The sequence below is a fragment of the Cupriavidus sp. SK-4 genome, from assembly GCF_000611125.1.
Lineage (GTDB): Bacteria > Pseudomonadota > Gammaproteobacteria > Burkholderiales > Burkholderiaceae > Cupriavidus > Cupriavidus necator.
On the sequence record NZ_JFJW01000098.1, the window covers coordinates 46830 to 64973 of the forward strand.

Consider the following 18144-nt stretch of genomic DNA (forward strand, 5'->3'; position numbering starts at 1 on the left):
CAGTCTTGGGCCGCCAAAAGACGACGGGCCGCGGAAGCGGCCCGTTTTCACGCAGTTGTCGCAGGGATGTGCGTATTTGTCAGCGCGTGGTATGCAGCTGCGCCATCGCGCGTTCGGCATCGCCACGCGCCAGCAGGCCGAGCGGGTCGATGCAACGGTCGATGGCGGCATCGATGGCTTCCTGCTCCTCGCGCCGCGGCGGCTTGAGCACGAAGTTGACCACGTCCTCGCGGCCCGCGCCGGCGCCGCCAGGCGCGTTGCGCGGATGGCCCACGCCCAGGCGCAGGCGCCAGTAGTCCTGCGTGCTCAGGTGGGCCGAGATGTCCTTGAGCCCGTTGTGGCCGCCCGCGCCGCCGCCGCGCTTGAGCTTGGCCGCGCCCGCCGGCAGGTCCATCTCGTCGTGCGCGACCACGATCTCGTCGGGGAGGACCTTGTAGAAGCGCGCCAGCGACACCACGGCCAGTCCGGAGCGGTTCATGAAGGTCGACGGCTTGAGCAGCCAGATGTCCTGGTCCCACAGCCGCGCACGCGCGGCCAGGCCGTGGAAGCGGCCCTCCACGCGCATCGTGGCGCCGCCCATGCGGGCCAGCTGGTCCACCAGCCAGAAGCCGGCGTTGTGTCGGGTGGCCTCGTACTCCGCACCGGGATTGCCGAGGCCGACGATGAGCTTGATCATGCGTTTGACTGGGTCGTTGGCGCGCAAGGCTGTGCCACAAGCGCCAAGGATACCGAAAAACCGGCAGACGGCTGCCGGGCGAAAAAAAACCGCCGCAAGAAGCGGCGGGTTCTTCGTGGCGCGGCCGGCGGGCCGCAACCGCTGCTGCAGCTTAGGCAGCCGGCGTTTCGCCAGCGGCTTCGCCGCCTTCGGCAGCTTCCGACACGGCACCAGCCGGTTGCGAGATGCTGGCGATGGCCGGGTTGTCGTCACCGTGGGTGATCACGGTCACGCCCTTCGGCAGCTTCACATCCGACAGATGGATGGTCTGGTTCAGCTCGGCGTTGGCCAGGTCCACTTCGATGAACTCGGGCAGGTCGGCCGGCAGGCACGACACTTCCAGGTCGTTCACGATGTGGTTGACGATGCCGTGGCCCAGCTTCACGCCAGGAGCGGTTTCCTGGTTCATGAAGTGCAGGGGCACCTTGACGTGGATCTTGTCGTTGGCCGACACGCGCTGGAAATCGACGTGCAGCACCAGCGGCTTGAACGGGTGCATCTGGAATGCGCGCAGCAGGGCCTGTTCCGACTTGCCAGCGACTTCCAGTTCCAGGATCGACGAGTGGAACGCTTCCTTCTTCAGGGCGTGCCACAGCGCGTTGTGATCCAGTTCGATCATCTTCGGCTCGGCGGCGCCGCCGTAGATGATGCCGGGGGTCTTGCCCGAATTGCGCAGGCGGCGGCTCGCACCCGTTCCCTGTACGCTACGCTCGAAAGCGACAACTTTCATGATGACTCCAAATGTAAGAAGGCTGTCCGCGACCAGACAGCCTCGTTGCGGCGCAAATGAAAAAATAAGCGCCGATCAAGTCACGTTGACTGCCAGAAAGCAGCAGTCAACGCAGTAAAACCTTAAATTCTATCAGGAACCCGCAAACAGCGACATGATCGAGTCGCCCTTGACGATGCGGGTGAAGGTCTCGGCCAACAGCGGGGCGGTCGAGAGCTGGCGGATCTTGGTGCATTTGGCGGCTTCTTCGGACAGCGGGATGGTGTCGCAAACCACCACTTCGTCCAGCGCCGAGTCCGCGATGCGGGCGGCCGCGCCACCCGACAGCACCGGGTGCGTGCAGTAGGCGAAGACCTTCAGCGCGCCGCGCTCCTTCAGCACCTGGGCGGCCTTGCACAGCGTGCCGCCGGTGTCGATCATGTCATCCATGATGACGCAGTTGCGGCCGTCGACTTCACCGATGATGTTCATCACCTCGGCCACGTTGGCCTTGGGACGACGCTTGTCGATGATCGCCAGGTCGCAGTTCAGTTCCTTGGCCAGTGCGCGGGCACGGACCACGCCGCCGACGTCCGGCGACACCACCAGCAGGTCGCCGTAGTTCTTCTCGCGCAGGTCTCCCAGCAGTACCGGCGAAGCGTAGATGTTGTCGACGGGAATATCGAAGAAGCCCTGGATCTGGTCAGCGTGCAGGTCCATCGTCAGCACGCGTTCGACACCGGCGACTTCCAGCATGTTGGCCACGACCTTGGCCGAGATCGCGACGCGCGCCGAACGCGGGCGGCGGTCCTGGCGGGCATAGCCGAAGTAGGGCATGGCGGCGGTGATGCTGCGTGCCGAGGCGCGCTTGAGCGCGTCGACCATCACCATCAGCTCCATCAGGTTGTCGTTGGTCGGCGCGCAGGTGGACTGCAGCACGATGACGTGCTTGCCGCGAACGTTTTCCTGGATGTCTACTTGAACTTCGCCGTCGGAGAAACGGCCAACCAACGCCTTGCCCAGGGGAATGCCGAGGTGCTGTACGACAGCCTCCGCGAGTTTGGGGTTGGCGTTGCCGGTAAATACCATCAAGCCTTCGCTGCTCATTCGGGGCACCTGTCTTGCTGCTGGGGGAGCTTGGCGTCACCGGCAAAGCCGGTGACTGATACAGAGGGTCCGTAAGGACACTATAGGAATGTAATGGCAGGGGAAGAAGGATTCGAACCTTCGAATGCCGGAATCAAAATCCGGTGCCTTGACCAACTTGGCGACTCCCCTACACAACCGGGCCGTTCTTCGTGGTACCAGACTGCCGTACCGCGCCGAACGAAAACTTGCTACGCGAGCGCTGCGAGCGGATGACGTGCCAGACTGCGCACACACCTGCCATCCCATTCCGGGGGCAACCTTTCCAAAACCTGCTGTGCTGTTGCTGCGTCGGGAAAACGCGCAAACACGCAGGCTCCGGAACCGGTCATCCTGGCATGCTGATTGTGTTGCTTCAGCCATGCTAGGGCTCGGGCGACTTCGCCGAACTTCGCTGTTGCTATCGGTTCCAGGTCGTTGCGACCGAAATCGAATTTGTTTGTGCGAGCAGCGAAGACCGCAATTATGGAGAGCGGCGTATCCCTTGTCAAGCACTCGTCCGAAAAAATTTCAGCGGTGGGGACATGCTGTTTCGGGTGGATGACCACGAACCAGCTGTCGGGCAACTCGACTGGCGTCAGGTCCTCGCCGATGCCCTGTGCAAAGGCGTTCTGGCCAAACACGAACACCGGCACGTCGGCGCCCAGCGCCAGGCCGATGCGCATCAGTTCGGCACGCGCAAGGCCCAGCCCCCACAGGTGATTCAGCGCCAGCAGCGTGGTGGCGGCGTCGGACGAGCCGCCACCGATGCCGCCGCCCATCGGCAGCACCTTGTCGATGGCGATATCGGCGCCGAACGCGGTGTCGGTGGCGGCCTGCAAGGCGCGCGCGGCGCGTACCACCAGGTCGGTCTCGGCCGGCACGCCGGGCACGTCGGTGACGCGCGCGACCACGCCGTCGTCGCGCCGGCGGAAATGCAGCGTGTCGCACCAGTCGACCAGCTGGAACACGGTCTGCAGCGTGTGGTAGCCGTCGGCGCGGCGGCCGGTCACGTGCAGGAACAGGTTGAGCTTGGCCGGCGCGGGGCAGTCGCGCAGTTCGGGCGGGGGCAGGGCTTGGCTGCGATGCATGGTGCGGTTCAAGGCGTCTGGGGATCGATCACGAGGCGCACCGACAGCGGATTGCTGCCGGCGTCGCGCGCCAGGTCGATGCGGCGCGGCACCTGGGCGGCTGCGTCCTGCCAGGCGACGTAGCGCACGGTCCAGCCGTTCTGCGCCAGCGTGGCCAGCCGGCCCTGCTCGTCGCGCGTGGTGCGCGCGGGCGCGCCCTGCGTGGCGCGGCCGTGGAGCCAGTCGCGCATGCCTGCCACCGGCAGCGCAAAGCCAAGCGCTTCCTCCATCAGGGTGTCGACCTCAGGCGCGTTGCGCGGCGGCTGGTTGGGCAGGTCGAGCGTGGCGCCGGACGGCGTGGCGGTGACCACGGCCAGGGTCTGGCCGAGCGGGGACACCAGGTCCAGCCGCACGTTGCGGCCCTGCTCTTCCCAGCGGAAGCTACCCTGCACGCCTTCGTCGCGCCCATAGCGCACGTAGTTGGCGGAGAAGCGGCCGGTGTATTGCTGGCTGGCGGCGGCCTGGTCGCCATCAAAGCTGCGCGACGGTGCCACGCTGGCACACGCCTGCAGCAGCAGCGGGGCGCCAAGGCAGAAAAGCGCCAGGCGTCGGGATCGGTTCATGGGCTTGGTCGTGAGAACGGCGGCGCGGCGGCGCCCGCCGGCTGACGGGAATCCGGCGCCGCGGACCCGGGCTGCGGGCCGCGGCGGGCGGGGTTACTTGGCCAGTTGCACGTTGACCTTGTAGCGGCGCAGCGTGTCGACCAGGGTCTCGTTCTCGGGATCGATCCGGACGGCCTCGGTCCAGGTCTTGCGCGCTTCGTCGTGCTCGCCGAGCTGCCACAGCACCTCGCCCAGGTGCGCGCCGATCTCGGCCTCGGGCGCCTTGGAATAGGCGTTGCGCAGCAGGTCGGCCGCCGGGCGCAGGTCGCCCATGCGGAATTTGACCCAGGCCAGGCTGTCCATGATGTACGGATCGTCCGGCCCCAGCTCGGAGGCGCGCTCCAGCAGCTTTAGCGCCTCGGGCAGCCGCTCGTTGCGGTCGGCCAGCGAGTAGCCCAGCGCGTTGTAGCCCTGCTTCTGCTGCGGCTGCAGCGCGATCACCTTGCGCAGGCCCTTTTCCATGCTGTCGTAGCGCTTCTGGCGCTCGTCGAGCATGGCCAGCTCGTAGATCCAGTCGGCGTTGTCGGGCTCGGCCGTGACGCGGTCGTTGAGCAGCTTGCGGGCGCGGTCATAGGCCTTGCTTTCCATCAGCGTGGCCACCTCGGCCTGGCGGATGGCGGTCACGCGCTGCGTGCGCTGGCCGGGATCGGGGATGTCCGCGGCATCGGTGAGCATCTCGCCGAAGAGCGCCTGGGCGTCGTCGAGCTTGCCCATGCGCGCCAGCAGCTGCGCGCGCTTGGCGGTGGCCGCGGGCGCCAGCCGGATGTCCTCGATGCGGTCCAGCCACTGGATGGCGCCGGCATAGTCCTTGCGCTCCTCGGCGATCTGTGCCAGGTACTGGTAGGCAATGTCGGGGTTGGCGGTGGGCTGCTTCTCGACCAGCTGCAGGTATTCCTTCAGGTACTGCTCGGCCTCGCCGTAGCTCTTGGCCTGCAGGCTGGTCAGGCCCAATGCCAGCGGCACGCGCGGGTCGCCAGGGGCTACCTTGCGCAGTGTCTCGAACTCCTGCCGGGCCGACTGCATGTCGTTGCGCAGCAGGTACAGCCGCGCCAGCGTGATATGGCCGTTGACCGAATCCGGCGACTTGTCGAGGAAGCGCTTCAGGATCGCGACGGCTTCGTCGGGCTGCTTCTCGGCGCGCAGCTCGGCCGCCATCAGCGCGGCCGCTTCATAGCCCGGGCGCAGCCGCAGCGCCTGGTCGAGCGCGGCGAGCGCGCCCGGCTCGTCGCCGGCGACTTCCCTGGCGCGCGCCAGGGCCAGCTGCGTTTCAGGCAGCTTGGTGTCATTCTTGGTCAGGTCCTGCAGCAGTGTGGCCGCGCCAGCCGCATCGCTGGTGCGCGACAACTGCTGCTGCAGCTGCAGGATGGCCTCGCCGCGATGGCTGGCCGGCACCGCCGCCAGCTGTTGCTGCAGCAGGGGCCGGGCATCGTCCCAGCGGCCGTTGAGCACCAGCAGCGTCGACAGCACCTGCGTTGCCGCGGGCGAAGTCGGCGAAATTTCCTTCCACAGGCGCGCGGAGTCCAGTGCCTGCTGCGGGATGCGCGCATTGAAGGCGATCTCGGTGGCGCGCTGCGCGAAGCGCGGGTCGCGGGTCTGCCGGGCCAGTTCCATGTAGGTCCGGTAGGCCGGGCCGACCAGGCCGCGCTGCATGGAAATTTCCGCGGCCAGCACCATATAGACGATGTCGTCGGTCAGCTCCAGCGACGGCAGCGCGCTGCGTGCCGGCTTGCTGGCGGCGGCGGGGCGCTCGCTTTCGGCCGCGGCCAGCTGCAGTGCCGACGGCAATGGCATGGCGCCCGCAGGCGGCGCGGCGTGGCTGGCGCCGGCGGCCAGGGCCAGCAATGCCGAGGCGGCCAGCGCACGCGCATGGCGGCGGGGCGCCTGGAAAAACCGGGCCAGGGCGCCAGCCGTGCGCGCTGTGCGGGAAACGGCGCCTGGAAATGCGATCGGGAGGCCGCCCGCGGTGGCTTGCAACGTGGGGTCCGGCATCAGGTCCGGCATGAGGTCCGACATGTAGTGATTGCTCCGGCGCGCGCTGGCGAAGGATGGGAGAAAGCGCATTGATAAGGGCATTGTAGCCTGCCGCTACAATGCGCTGCTTGGCGCCGCAGGCCGGTGCCCGCAGGCGCCGCTGGAGTTTTGAGCGGTAACCAACGGAGAGGTTCGATGCCAGAATTGCCCGAGGTCGAGGTGACCCGGCGCGGCTTGCTGCCGCATGTGGTGGGGCGGCGCATCGCCGCGGTCACGGTGCGCCACCGCGGCCTGCGCTGGCCGGTCGATCCGGAACTGGAAATGCGGCTGGCCCAGCGCGTGGTGCGCCGGATCGAGCGCCGCGGCAAGTACCTGCTGCTGGAATGCGTGAGCGAGGCGGCGGGCGAGCCGGCCGGCTGGCTGCTGGTCCACCTGGGCATGACCGGCACGCTGCGGGTGCTGCCCGAGGCGCCGCCGCCTGGCGCGCACGACCACCTTGACCTGGTGCTGGCCCCCGGGCCCGGCGCCGCGCTGGCGACCGAACCGGGCACCATCGTGCTGCGTTTCCGCGATCCGCGCCGTTTCGGCGCCATCCTGTGGAGCACGCTGCCCGAGGCCGAACTGCCGTCGCACCCGCTGCTACGCACGCTCGGCATCGAGCCCTTCGATCCCGCCTTCGACGGCGCCTGGCTGCACCGCCACACGCGCGGGCGCAGCGCCGCCATCAAGACCGTGCTGCTGGCCGGCGGCATCGTGGTGGGTGTGGGCAATATCTATGCGTCCGAAAGCCTGTTCCGCGCCGGCATCCGCCCGACGACCCCGGCCGGGCGCCTGAGCCGCGCGCGCTGCGACCGCCTGGCGCAGGCGGTGCGCGAGACCCTGGCGCAGGCGATCGAGCGCGGGGGCAGCACGCTGCGCGACTTTGTCGGCAGCGACGGCGCCAGCGGCTATTTCCAGCTTGATTGCCTGGTCTACGACCGCGCCGGCCAGCCATGCCGGGTCTGCGCCACGCCGGTGCGCCAGATCGTGCAGGGCCAGCGCTCCACCTTCTACTGCCCGAACTGCCAGCACTGAGCCTTGGCGGCCGCCCCGGGCAGGCGCCGTGTGGCGCACAATGCGCGCCGCAGGCGATTGTCGATGGGTCGGCGCAACACTCCTTGTGCAAGGCATGAGGGAGGGGCGTGAATTCCACAAAACCGCTGTGGAAACCTGTATCGTGTGCGCAGTCATAAAAAGTTACAAAATGGCCCAGCCGCTTGCAGGTAGACCGTGGCCGGGCCGGCATTGTGCGAACACGGGCGCAGCGCGCAAGCGGCGTGCCCCGAGGTAAAACCAAGTCAGCCGAACAGCTCCATGACAACGCTCGCCCACCAATTCGAACAATACGGCGCCTGGAGAACCGGGGTCCTCCAGTCACTGGCCGAATTCCAGTCCTGGCTGCAGCAGCACGACCTGTACGACGCCCAGGCCGATGACCGCGTGCAGCGCATCCAGAGCGTGCTGCGCAGCGACCGCCTCAAGGTCGCGTTCATTGCCGAGTTCTCGCGCGGCAAGAGCGAGCTGATCAACGCCATCTTCTTTGCCGACTACGGGCGCCGCATCCTGCCGTCGTCGGCGGGGCGCACCACGATGTGCCCGACCGAGCTGCGCTATGACGAGGCCGAACCGCCGTGCATTCGGCTGCTGCCGATCGAGACACGCCTGCAGGAGGCCTCTACCGCCGACTTCCTGGAGGCCGGCACCTCGGCTTCGCACTGGCATTCGGTGCCGCTGGACCCGTCTTCGCCCGAGGGCATGCTGGCTGCGTTCCAGCACGTGGTGCAGACCGTGCGCGTGCCGCCCGCGCAGGCCGAGGCGCTGGGCCTGTACCACGAGAACGATCCCGATGCCGCCTACGCGGTCGATGCCGAGGGCATGGTCGAGATCTCGCGCTGGCGCCACGCCGTCATCAATTTCCCGCACCCGCTGCTGCGCCAGGGCCTGGTGATCCTGGACACGCCGGGCCTGAACGCGATCGGCACCGAGCCCGAGCTGACGCTGCGGCTGATCCCCGACGCCCATGTGGTGGTGTTCGTGCTGGCCGCCGATGCGGGTGTCACCAAGAGCGACCTGGAGCTGTGGCGCAGCCATGTCGGCGCCGGCCACCGGCGCGGCTGCCTGGCGGTGCTCAACAAGATCGACGGGCTGTGGGATCCGCTGCGCGAGCCGGGCGAGATCGCGCAGGAGATTGCGCGGCAGGTGTCCACCACCGGGCAGGTGCTGGGCATCAAGCAGTCGCGCGTCTATCCGGTATCGGCGCAGAAGGGCCTGGTGGCCAAGGTCACGCACGACGACGAGCTGCTGGCGCGCAGCGGCCTGCCCGAGTTCGAGCACGTGCTGTCCGACCAGCTCATCCCGCGCCGGCGCGAGATCGTTTCAGACCAGGCGCACCGGCTGGTGCAAGACATGGCGCGCGCCGCGCAGCAGCTGCTGCAGAGCCGCCGCCGCGATATCGTCGAACAGCTGTTCGAGTTGCGCGGCCTGCGCGGCAAGAACCACGCGATGGTCAAGCACATGCTGATGCGGGTGCAGGGCGAGAAGGAAGAGTTCGAGCAGAGCATCAGCAAGTTCCAGGCGTTGCGCCTGGTCTTCGGCCGCCACAGCGCCGACATCATTAAGAGCCTGCAGCTGCGCGACGTGCGCCTCACCATGCGCAGCGCGCGCGAGCAGATGAAAGAGCGCTTCTTCTCGCGCGGCCTGCGGGAAGACATGGACGCGCTGTTTGCGCAGCTGACCAGGCTGGTGACCGATGCCGACAACAAGATCGGCCAGCTGCACCAGCTGATCGAAAGCATGTACCGGCGCTTCAACGCCGAGCACGGCTTCACGCTGCCCACGCCGATGCAGTTCACTGCCGAGCGCTACGTGGCCGAGCTTGAGGAAACATTGCGCCTGGTGCATGCGCACTTCGGCACGGTCAGCATGCTGACGCGCTCGCGCCCGCAGCTGGTGCAGAGCGCCTTCAGCACCATGGCCAGCCGCGTGCTGGAGAACTTCCGCGACCTGAACCGCGATATCGAGGTCTGGCTCAAGTCGGTGATGACGCCGCTGGAAGCGCAGGTGCGCGAGCACCAGAAGCAGCTGCGCCGGCGCGTCGATTCGATCGAGCGCATCCACGAGGCCACCGACACGCTGGAAAGCCGCATTGCCGAGCTCGAGGAAGTGCTCAACGGCCTGGACGAGCGCAGCGGCCGTATCGAGGGCTACGCGCAGCGGCTGCTGCGGCCGACGGCCGCAGCCGACAGCGCGAGCCTTGCGGTGGCCTGATCCTGAAGCCGGTATATCATGTGGCGCCGCACTTAGCGGCGCCTTTTTCTTTGGTGCGCCGCCGCGCCCCCGCGCTTCAGAACGTTTCACCCAGATGCCCCGCAAACCAGCCCCCCGCGCCGTTCCCGCCATCCCCGACGATATCCGCGTGCCGCCCGACTTCGGCGCCCGCGTGGTCGACTGGCAGCGCCGGCATGGCCGGCACGACCTGCCGTGGCAGAACACGCGCGACCCGTACCGCATCTGGCTGTCGGAGATCATGCTGCAGCAGACCCAGGTGAGCGCGGTGATCGACTACTTCCAGCGCTTTGTCTCGCAGCTGCCCACGGTGCAGGCGCTGGCGGCGGCGCCTGCCGACCAGGTCATGGCGCTGTGGGCGGGGCTGGGCTATTACTCGCGCGCACGCAACCTGCATCGTTGCGCCATGCAGGTGGTGAGCGAGCATGGTGGCCGTTTCCCGACCGATCCCGCGCTGCTGGCCACATTGCCCGGCATCGGCCGCTCCACCGCCGCGGCGATCGCCGCGTTCAGCGCCGGCGTGCGTTCGCCGATCCTGGATGGCAACGTCAAGCGCGTGTTCGCGCGCTGCTTCGGCATCCACGGCCATCCGGGCGAGCGCGTGGTGGAAACGCGCATGTGGCAGCTGGCCGAGCTGGCCTTGCCGGCCGCAGGCCCGCGCCAGGCCGAGGACATGATCGCCTATACGCAAGGGCTGATGGACCTGGGCGCCACGGTGTGCTCGCGCGGCAAGCCGGCGTGCCTGGCCGATGCCGCTGCGTGCCCGCTGTCGGCCGACTGCGTGGCGCGGCGCGACGGGCTCACCGGCGTGCTGCCCACGCCCAAGCCGCGCGCGGCCATCCCCGAGCGCAGCACGGTAATGCTGCTGGTGCGGCGCCAGCGCGAAGTGCTGCTGCGCCTGCGCCCCGGCAGCGGCATCTGGGGCGGCCTGTGGAGCCTGCCGGAGATGCCGGTCGACAGCGTGCCCTTCGACGCGGAAGCCGCCGAGGCGGCGGCGCTCGACTATGCCAGCGTCTTTGGCAAGCCCGCGCGCGCCGCGCTGACCGGCGAGCTGACCCATGTGTTCACGCACTTCCGCCTGCTGATCCGTGCCATCCGGGTCGATGTGAGTGCGGACGGCGCAAGCCTGATGGCGCAGGACAGCGCCGCGGAAGCCGCACAGCGCTGGATCTCGCTTGACGATCTCGATGCGGTGGGTACGCCCGCGCCGGTGCGCAGGCTGCTGGAGGACCAGGCGCGCGGCGGGCTGTTCTGAATGCTATGGAAAACGGCGCCTAGAGCATGTGGTTCTGGCGCATGTAGCGGTGCACGATCTCGATGCGCATGCCGGCATCGGGCAGCGCCATCAGCATCTGCTTGGCCTTGAGCGGCACCGGCAGCAACTCGCACAGCCGGTTGGCGACCCAGCTCGGGTCATCCCACAGGTAGGGCTCGTCGAACGGCAGGCGGTCGGGTTGCTCGGCATGCAGCCGCGTGACAATGCGCCGCAGCGCATCCAGGCATTCGCCCAGCAGCTCCAGCTTGCAGTCGATGATGTCGGGGGGCAGCACCTCGGCGCGGGCGACCAGCAGGCCGTCGTCGCGGGTGTCATGGCTGACGATATGGAAGCGCTCGCGGCCGCGCGCGCGGATCAAGAGCACGCCCAGCTGTTCCATGTTGCAGTCGACGATCTCCGCCAGGCAGCCGACCAGCTCGGGCACGGTGGGCTGGTCCGGCCGGGCCACTTCCTCGCCGCTTTCGATCAGGCAAACGCCGAAGGGTGTGCTGTCGCGCAGGCAGTTGCGCACCATGTCGACATAGCGCGCCTCGAACACGCGCAATGGCAGCCGTCCACCGGGAAACAGCACGGTGTGCAACGGGAACAGCGGCAGGTTGTCGAGCGTCCGTGGCGGATCTTCTGATGCCGTGGGACGGTAGAGGTCGGTCGAGGACATGCAGTGCCAGCTTGGGTATCGCGCAGCAATGGGCCAGCCGGCCAACGCGGCGCGCAGATGCCAATGATGCCAGTGGGCAGTCCCGCCTGCGTCAGCCCGCCGGTGCGAGCTCTCGGTGTCTCACCAGCACATTACCATGCGCCCGGAAGTAGTTGGCAAGCCTTTCCGCAATATAGACAGAGCGATGCTGGCCGCCGGTGCAGCCGATCGCCACGGTCAGGTAGCTGCGGTTGTCGGCAATGAAGCTTGGCAGCCACTTTTCCACGTAGGCGCGAATATCCTCGGCCATTGCCAGCACCATTGGCTGGGCCTGCAGGAAGTCGATCACCGGCGTGTCGCGCCCCGTCAGCGGGCGCAAAACCAGGTCGTAATAGGGGTTGGGCAGCGAGCGCACGTCGAACACCATGTCCGCATCGCTGGGCACGCCGTGCTTGAAGCCGAACGACTCGAACAGCAGCGTCAGCCGCTGGCTGTCGTCGCGGATCAGCTCCTTGATCCAGCTGCGCAGCGTATTGGTGCGCACATTGCTGGTGTCGATGCGGTGCGCGGCCTCAGCCAGCGGGCTCAGCAGCGCGCGCTCCATCTCGATCGCTTCCATCAGCGCGGTGTCGTTGAAGGCGGGTTCACCGCCCGGACCCGGCATGCCGTCGGTACGCACCGACAGAGGGTGGCGGCGGCGCGTCTCGGAGTAGCGCTGCACCAGTGCGTCGGTGCTGGCGGTCAGGAACACCACCTCGACCTGGTGCTCCGCGGCCAGCGCGCGCACGGTGTCGGGCAACTGGTCGAGCGACTCGCGGCTGCGGATGTCAGTGGCGACGCCCAGGTGCGTATAGCCCTGGCTGTCGAGATAGCGGGTCAGTTCCGGGATGAACTGAGCCGGCAGGTTGTCCACGCAGTAGTAGCCTGCGTCTTCGAGCACGTTCAGTGCGACGGACTTGCCGGAACCGGATATGCCGGTGATGAGGATGATGCGCATAGCACCTGAAGCATAGCATCAGGTGCTGGCTGCGTCATGACAGGGAGTTTACACAGGCAAAAATGGCGAACCTCCCGGTTCGCCATTCTTCTTCAGCTTGCGCCGTCGCTCAGGCTGCCTTGGACAGGCATTCCTTCATGTAGGCCTTGTATTCGTCGCCCTTCTTGCCCTTGCCCGACTTGCTGCAGGAGGCCATTTTCTCCTGCTGGGTCTTGGACGCGCCCTTGGACAGGCATTCCTTCATGAACGCCTTGCGTTCGTCGCCCTTCTTGCCGGCGGCTTCCGTATTGCAGGCCTTCATCTTGTCCTGCTGGGAATTGGCTGCGGGCTTGTCCGGGGTAGCCGGGGTGGCGGGCGTGGCAGGCATGGCCGGCGTTGCCGGTGCGGTGGCCGCCGGCTTGGCTGGCGTAGCGGGGGTTGCCGGCGTGGCGGTGGTCTGTGCAAAAGCGCTGGCGGCGATCATCGGGGTGACCAGCGCGCACATCGCGATCAGTTTCTTCATGCTTGCTCTCCTGGGTGTGGAAAACTTCATGGCCGCGCGCCATTGCCGGCGTTGCAGCTTCCGTAACGGGCGCGATGCCCATTACAGCACAAAACGGAGCATGCCTGAAGAACGTTGACGTCCTGCGTCAACGCCGTTGTAAGTAAATGAAAACGCTGGCGCTCAGAGCAGGCGGCCCTGGCCGCGCGAAACCGCATCGGCCTGCATCGCGGCGCGCTGCCGGTCCATGAAGTCGCGCAGCGTATCGATGCCGCGCAGGCGCAGGATGGTGTTGCGCACCGCGGCCTCGACCAGCACGGCCAGGTTGCGCCCGGCCGCCACCTGGATCTTGACCATGTGGATCGGCAGGCCCAGCACGTCGAGGTATTGCGAATCGAGCGGCAGCCGCTCGAACTCGCCGTCATTGCGGCGCACCAACTGCACCACCAGCTTGATCTTCATCTTCCGGCGCACCGCGGTCTCACCGAAGATGGTCTTGATGTCGAGCAGGCCCAGGCCGCGTACTTCAAGCAGGTTCTGCAGCAGCGGCGGGCAGCGGCCTTCGATGAAATCCGGCCCCAGGCGCACGAAGTCTACGGCATCGTCGGCCACCAGCCCGTGGCCGCGCGAGATCAGTTCCAGGCCCAGTTCGCTCTTGCCCAGGCCCGATTCGCCCATGATCAGCACGCCCATACCCAGGATGTCGAGGAATACCCCGTGCATGGTCACGCGCGGCGCGGAGATGCGCGACAGGTACAGGCGCAGGTGGTCGATCACCGCGGCGGACGACACCGGCGTGGTGAACAGCGGCGTGGACGAGCGCGTGCAGCGCAGTTCCAGGTCGGGCGGCGGCTCCATGCCGTCGGCGATCACCAGGAAGGGCGGCTCCAGCAGGATCAGCTCGCCCATCTGGCGCTTGCGGGTCTCGTCGTCCAGCCGCTGGTAATAGGTGATCTCGGGCTTGCCGAGCACCTGGATGCGGTTGGGGTGGATCAGGTTCAGGTGGCCCACCAGGTCGGCGGCGGAGGTGGCTTCGCGGGCGAACTCCACGTCGAAGGCGCGGTCCGCGCCTTCCAGACCGGCCACCCACGAGAGTTTGATGTCGGCTGCGTTGTCGTCGAAGATGGACTGGGAGGTGACGCCGGTGAGTTCCATGCTGTATGACTGGTGGGGCGGTTTGCGAAGCGCCTTGGCGCCTGCCCGGTCTGGTGCCGGCCCGCCTGGGGGATCAGGGGATCAGGGATGCCATGCGATCAGCAACTGATGGACGGCATCGGGCGTGGGCAGCGTGGCCAGTCCTTCACGCATGTCGCGGTCGGAAAGCAGTTGCGCGATTTCAGACAGGATTTCCAGGTGCTGCTGCGTAGCCTGTTCGGGCACCAGCAGGAAGATCAGCAGCGATACCGGCTTGCCATCCGGCGATTCGAACGGAATTGGTTCGGCCAGGCGCATGAAGGCGGCCAGCGGCTGCTTCAGGCCCTTAATGCGGCCGTGCGGGATCGCCACGCCGGCGCCCAGGCCGGTGGATCCAAGCGACTCGCGCGCGAACAGGTTGTCCGTCACGATGGCGCGCGCCACACCATGGTTGTTCTCGAAGAGGAGCCCGGCCTGCTCGAACACACGCTTCTTGCTGGTGACGCTGACGTCGAGGGTGATGTTGCCGGGTGGCAGCAATTTGGCCAAACGATTCATGGGCGATGCGCAGGATTTCAGTTAGCGGGCGGGACCGTTCCGCCGGGCAGTGGGCTGGCTCCGGGCTGCCGTTGGCCTGGCCGGAGGCGTCCGGCCCATTATAGAGCAGCGACTACTCCCGTATTGTGCAGCGCAACGGGGCAAGCCGGTGCAGAACGATACATGGTGATGCAATCGTGCCTCCGGGTCGGGGAGCCGGTGCACCGGTGCGGGGCACGGCCAGGATTCCCTCTCTTTGTATGGCGCAGCATACACCTTGGCGCAGCGCTTGCGAACACTCTTGCCCGTTCGGGTGAAAAGCGTTGGCTCCGGCGCCACAGCCGGGCCGCACCGCCAGTGCGGGCGCGGCATGCCGGCGGCAATCCGGAACGCGAGGGCGCAAAAAAGCCGCGCTTCGTTGCGCGGCTTGCCTGTTCAATCCTGATTCAGCAGCCCGCTGCGGGGCTGCCGGGCACGGTCATTGCTGCATTTGCGCTGCGGCCATCTGGTACTTGACCGCTTCGCGGTCGTGGCCTTGCACGCGATCCTTGTAGCGGATCACCTGACGGTCCAGCTTGTCGACGAGTGCGTCGATCGCTGCATATAGGTCTTCGTGATGCGCCTCGACAAAGATGTCCTTGCCCTTGAGATGTAGATTGATTTCTGCGTACTGACGCCGGTCCTTTTCCTTGTGGTTGTCGACAGAGAGCAGCACGCTAACGCCAATGACCTGATCGAAATGCCTGACGATTCGCTCCAGCTTCGTTTCCACGTACTCACGCAGAGGGGGCGTGATGTCCAGGTGGTGTCCACTGATCTTGAAGTTCATAGCGCTTCTCCTTCTGAAAGAGCCTCACCAGGCAGGCGGTGGGCTCGGCTACAAAGACTTGCGGAGATTGACTGCGGGGATCTTCAGGGCTTCGCGATACTTGGCAACAGTGCGGCGCGCAACAACAAAGCCTTGCTCACCCAGCAGTTCGGCAATGCGACTGTCGGAAAGGGGATTCCTCGGGTCTTCGGCTCCTATCAGTTGCTTGATCAAGGCGCGGATGGCCGTTGATGAAGCCGCGCCACCGGTTTCGGTGGACACGTGGCTGCCGAAGAAGTACTTCAGTTCGAAAGTACCCATCGGCGTTGCCATGTATTTATTGGTCGTCACCCGGGAGATGGTTGACTCGTGTAAACCCAGTGTATCGGCAATCTCCCGCAAAACCAAGGGGCGCATGGCGATTTCGCCGTGACTGAAAAAGTTCTTTTGACGCTCGACAATGGCCTGCGAGACACGCAGGATTGTGTCGAACCTCTGCTGGATGTTCTTGATCAGCCAGCGCGCCTCCTGCAGCTTCTGCTGCAGCCCGGCCGTGCCGGACTCACCCTTCGCGCCACGCAGGATTTGTGCATACATGTCATTGATGCGCAGCCTCGGCATCACATCCGGATTGAGCTGCGCGATCCAGCCGCCGCCACCCTTGCGCACGAACACGTCCGGCACCACGAAGTCGGCCTCCGGGCGGCTGTGTGCATGGCCGGGGTAGGGCGCCAGCGAGCGGATCAGTTCGTGTGCGGACTTCAGCGCCACTTCATCGACCTGCAGCGCCTTCTTCAGCCGCGTGTAGTCGCGTACTGCGAGCAACTCCAGGTGGTTGGTGACGATGTTCAGCGCCAGTTCGCGCTGCGGGTGCGTCAGGCGCCGCAACTGCAGGGCCAGGCACTCGGCGGCGTTGCGCGCGCCCACGCCGGGCGGGTCGAAGCTCTGCAGCAGCGTGAGGATGGCGTGGACTTCGTCGATCTCAAACTCGAGTTCTTCCGGCAACTCCGTGCAGATCTCCTCAAGCGATGCGCTCAGGTAGCCATCGTCGTCGAGCGATTCGATCAGGAAGATGGCCAGGCCCTTGTCGCGCGCCGAGATCTTTAGCGGCGTGAGCTGCTCCATCAGGTACTCGCGCAGCGTGGGCTCGGCTTCGCGCAGCTGCATCGGTGTTTTTTCGTCCTCGTCGCCCTGGGGGCGGCGCGCAAAGTCGTCCAGGCTCCAGTCGCCGCTGCCATAGTCGTCGCCGTTGCCGCTGTCGCCATAGCTGTCATCGTCACCCGCGCCGTCGGCGCGGGCGTCGCCATTGCCCTGGGGCTCTGCCGGGGCGGGCGCCGGTGCGCTCTGCAGGTTGACCGAGCCGTCGGCCGCCACGCGCAGCGGGCTTTCGATCCAGTCGTTCTCGCGCTCGAGCAGCGGGTTTTCCGTCAGCGCCTGTTCGACCTCTTGCTGCAGTTCCAGCGTGGAGAGCTGCAGCAGCCGGATCGACTGCTGCAGTTGCGGGGTCAGGGCCAGATGCTGGGAAAGGCGGAGCTGTAGCGACGGTTTCATGCGACCTATTCTATGCGCATCTTTCCGTTGTTGGAACGGAAATTGCTATCGCTTGTGCGGTCCGATCGCCGCTGGCTGTGGGAGGGCCCACGCGCGTCCGCGAAGAGGCCTGCCGCTCGCGGGCAGGCCGCTAAATCACATGCGGAAGTTCTCGCCCAGGTAGACACGCCGCACTGCGTCATTGGCGATGATTTCCTCGGGCTGGCCCGCGGCCAGCACCGTGCCTTCGCTGATGATGTAGGCGTGGTCGCAGATGCCGAGCGTCTCGCGCACGTTGTGGTCGGTGATCAGCACGCCGATATTGCGCGCCTTAAGGAAGCTGACGATGCGCTGGATCTCGCCCACGGCGATCGGGTCCACGCCGGCGAAGGGCTCGTCCAGCAGGATGAAGCGCGGTGACGACGCCAGCGCGCGCGCGATTTCCACGCGGCGGCGCTCGCCGCCCGACAGCGACAGCGCCGGGTTGTTGCGCAGGTGCGCGATCTGCAGGTCGTCGAGCAGCGAATCCAGGCGGCGCTCGATCTCGGCCTTGGCCAGCGGCTTGCCGTTGCTCACCTGCAGCTCCAGCACCGCGCGGATGTTCTCTTCGACGTTGAGCTTGCGGAACACCGAGGCTTCCTGCGGCAGGTACGACAGCCCCATGCGCGCGCGCTCGTGGATCGGCAGGCCGCTGATGTGGTCGCCGTCGAGCACGATATCGCCTTCGTCCAGCGCCACCAGGCCCACGATCATGTAGAACGATGTGGTCTTGCCCGCGCCGTTGGGCCCGAGCAGGCCGACCACCTCGCCGCTCTTCACGTCGAGCGAGACGTCCTTGACCACCGTGCGCGAGCCATAGCGCTTCTTCAGGTGGCGCACGACCAGCGTGCTGCCGCCGGCAAGGACGGTGGAGGCTTCGACGGAAGGCTTGTCGGCGATGGTTGCGGTATCGGTCATTGGCACAGTCTGGCGTTCAGGCGTTTCTGGCGCCGGCCGCATGCGATGCACGCAGCCGGCGCCAGGCGTCAGGGTTTGTTGGCAGGCGCGGGTGCCGGCTTCAGGTCCAGCGGCGAACCGGCGCTGCCCGTGGCACCGGCCTTCTGGTCCTGGCGCGGCGACAGCACCGCGCGCACGCGGCCGGACGGATTGGCGGCCGCGGCGGCGCCCC

The 18144-nt window shown here is 66.8% G+C and carries 17 protein-coding genes, 1 tRNA gene and 1 pseudogene; 3 read left to right on the plus strand and 16 right to left on the minus strand.

From position 1 onward, the window contains the following. Positions 1 to 79: 79 nt before the first annotated feature. From pth to CF68_RS21300, 7 genes are all read right to left on the minus strand, one after another. Complete coding sequence (gene pth / locus CF68_RS21270; RefSeq protein WP_013955462.1) at positions 80 to 676, minus strand: aminoacyl-tRNA hydrolase; 597 nt, start codon at positions 674 to 676, stop codon at positions 80 to 82. A 151-nt stretch (positions 677 to 827) separates the two neighbouring features. Next, positions 828 to 1445, minus strand: coding sequence for a 50S ribosomal protein L25/general stress protein Ctc (locus tag CF68_RS21275; protein ID WP_035822619.1), 618 nt, complete (start codon positions 1443 to 1445; stop codon positions 828 to 830). 132 nt (positions 1446 to 1577) lie between these two features. Further along, positions 1578 to 2531, minus strand: a complete 954-nt coding sequence (locus CF68_RS21280; RefSeq protein WP_010814374.1) for a ribose-phosphate pyrophosphokinase — start codon at positions 2529 to 2531, stop codon at positions 1578 to 1580. 94 nt (positions 2532 to 2625) lie between these two features. Then, positions 2626 to 2702, minus strand: a tRNA-Gln gene (locus CF68_RS21285). Between the two features lie 59 nt (positions 2703 to 2761). Further along, positions 2762 to 3640 (minus strand): 4-(cytidine 5'-diphospho)-2-C-methyl-D-erythritol kinase, encoded by an 879-nt coding sequence (gene ispE, locus CF68_RS21290; RefSeq protein WP_035822621.1) that lies wholly within the window; start codon positions 3638 to 3640, stop codon positions 2762 to 2764. A gap of 8 nt (positions 3641 to 3648) precedes the next feature. Continuing rightward, on the minus strand, positions 3649 to 4242 hold the full coding sequence (lolB, locus tag CF68_RS21295) for a lipoprotein insertase outer membrane protein LolB (RefSeq protein ID WP_035822622.1): 594 nt from the start codon (positions 4240 to 4242) through the stop codon (positions 3649 to 3651). Between the two features lie 93 nt (positions 4243 to 4335). Beyond that, on the minus strand, positions 4336 to 6294 hold the full coding sequence (locus CF68_RS21300; protein WP_035822623.1) for a tetratricopeptide repeat protein: 1959 nt from the start codon (positions 6292 to 6294) through the stop codon (positions 4336 to 4338). Positions 6295 to 6447: 153 nt separating this feature from the next. Here CF68_RS21300 and mutM point away from each other — a divergent pair, with 153 nt between their 5' ends. From mutM to mutY, 3 genes are all read left to right on the plus strand, one after another. Next, a complete protein-coding gene (gene mutM, locus CF68_RS21305; RefSeq protein WP_035822624.1) occupies positions 6448 to 7326 on the plus strand; it encodes a bifunctional DNA-formamidopyrimidine glycosylase/DNA-(apurinic or apyrimidinic site) lyase in 879 nt (292 codons plus the stop codon). 279 nt (positions 7327 to 7605) lie between these two features. Beyond that, on the plus strand, positions 7606 to 9558 hold the full coding sequence (locus CF68_RS21310) for a dynamin family protein (RefSeq protein ID WP_035822626.1): 1953 nt from the start codon (positions 7606 to 7608) through the stop codon (positions 9556 to 9558). A gap of 94 nt (positions 9559 to 9652) precedes the next feature. Then, a complete protein-coding gene (gene mutY, locus CF68_RS21315; protein ID WP_035822629.1) occupies positions 9653 to 10831 on the plus strand; it encodes an A/G-specific adenine glycosylase in 1179 nt (392 codons plus the stop codon). Positions 10832 to 10850: 19 nt separating this feature from the next. On the opposite strand, the gene CF68_RS21320 is transcribed toward mutY, so the two are convergent. From CF68_RS21320 to CF68_RS38550, 9 genes and pseudogenes are all read right to left on the minus strand, one after another. Beyond that, positions 10851 to 11510 (minus strand): LON peptidase substrate-binding domain-containing protein, encoded by a 660-nt coding sequence (locus CF68_RS21320; RefSeq protein WP_035822631.1) that lies wholly within the window; start codon positions 11508 to 11510, stop codon positions 10851 to 10853. Between the two features lie 91 nt (positions 11511 to 11601). Beyond that, positions 11602 to 12486 carry an RNase adapter RapZ gene (rapZ, locus tag CF68_RS21325; protein WP_035822633.1) on the minus strand — a complete coding sequence of 295 codons (885 nt, stop codon included), beginning with the start codon at positions 12484 to 12486 and terminating at the stop codon, positions 11602 to 11604. Positions 12487 to 12595: 109 nt separating this feature from the next. Then, the gene (locus CF68_RS21330; RefSeq protein WP_035822635.1) at positions 12596 to 12988 is read right to left on the minus strand and encodes a PsiF family protein; all 393 of its coding nucleotides are present in this window, start codon (positions 12986 to 12988) and stop codon (positions 12596 to 12598) included. A 162-nt stretch (positions 12989 to 13150) separates the two neighbouring features. After that, positions 13151 to 14122 (minus strand): HPr(Ser) kinase/phosphatase, encoded by a 972-nt coding sequence (gene hprK / locus CF68_RS21335; protein WP_010814384.1) that lies wholly within the window; start codon positions 14120 to 14122, stop codon positions 13151 to 13153. 81 nt (positions 14123 to 14203) lie between these two features. After that, a complete protein-coding gene (gene ptsN / locus CF68_RS21340; protein WP_010814385.1) occupies positions 14204 to 14659 on the minus strand; it encodes a PTS IIA-like nitrogen regulatory protein PtsN in 456 nt (151 codons plus the stop codon). A gap of 457 nt (positions 14660 to 15116) precedes the next feature. Continuing rightward, a complete protein-coding gene (hpf, locus tag CF68_RS21345) occupies positions 15117 to 15467 on the minus strand; it encodes a ribosome hibernation-promoting factor, HPF/YfiA family (protein WP_010814386.1) in 351 nt (116 codons plus the stop codon). A 48-nt stretch (positions 15468 to 15515) separates the two neighbouring features. Next, complete coding sequence (locus CF68_RS21350) at positions 15516 to 16997, minus strand: RNA polymerase factor sigma-54 (RefSeq protein ID WP_035822637.1); 1482 nt, start codon at positions 16995 to 16997, stop codon at positions 15516 to 15518. A gap of 135 nt (positions 16998 to 17132) precedes the next feature. Next, on the minus strand, positions 17133 to 17933 hold the full coding sequence (gene lptB, locus CF68_RS21355) for an LPS export ABC transporter ATP-binding protein (protein ID WP_035822639.1): 801 nt from the start codon (positions 17931 to 17933) through the stop codon (positions 17133 to 17135). A gap of 68 nt (positions 17934 to 18001) precedes the next feature. After that, positions 18002 to 18144 (minus strand): annotated as a pseudogene (locus tag CF68_RS38550) (lipopolysaccharide transport periplasmic protein LptA); the annotation flags it as partial.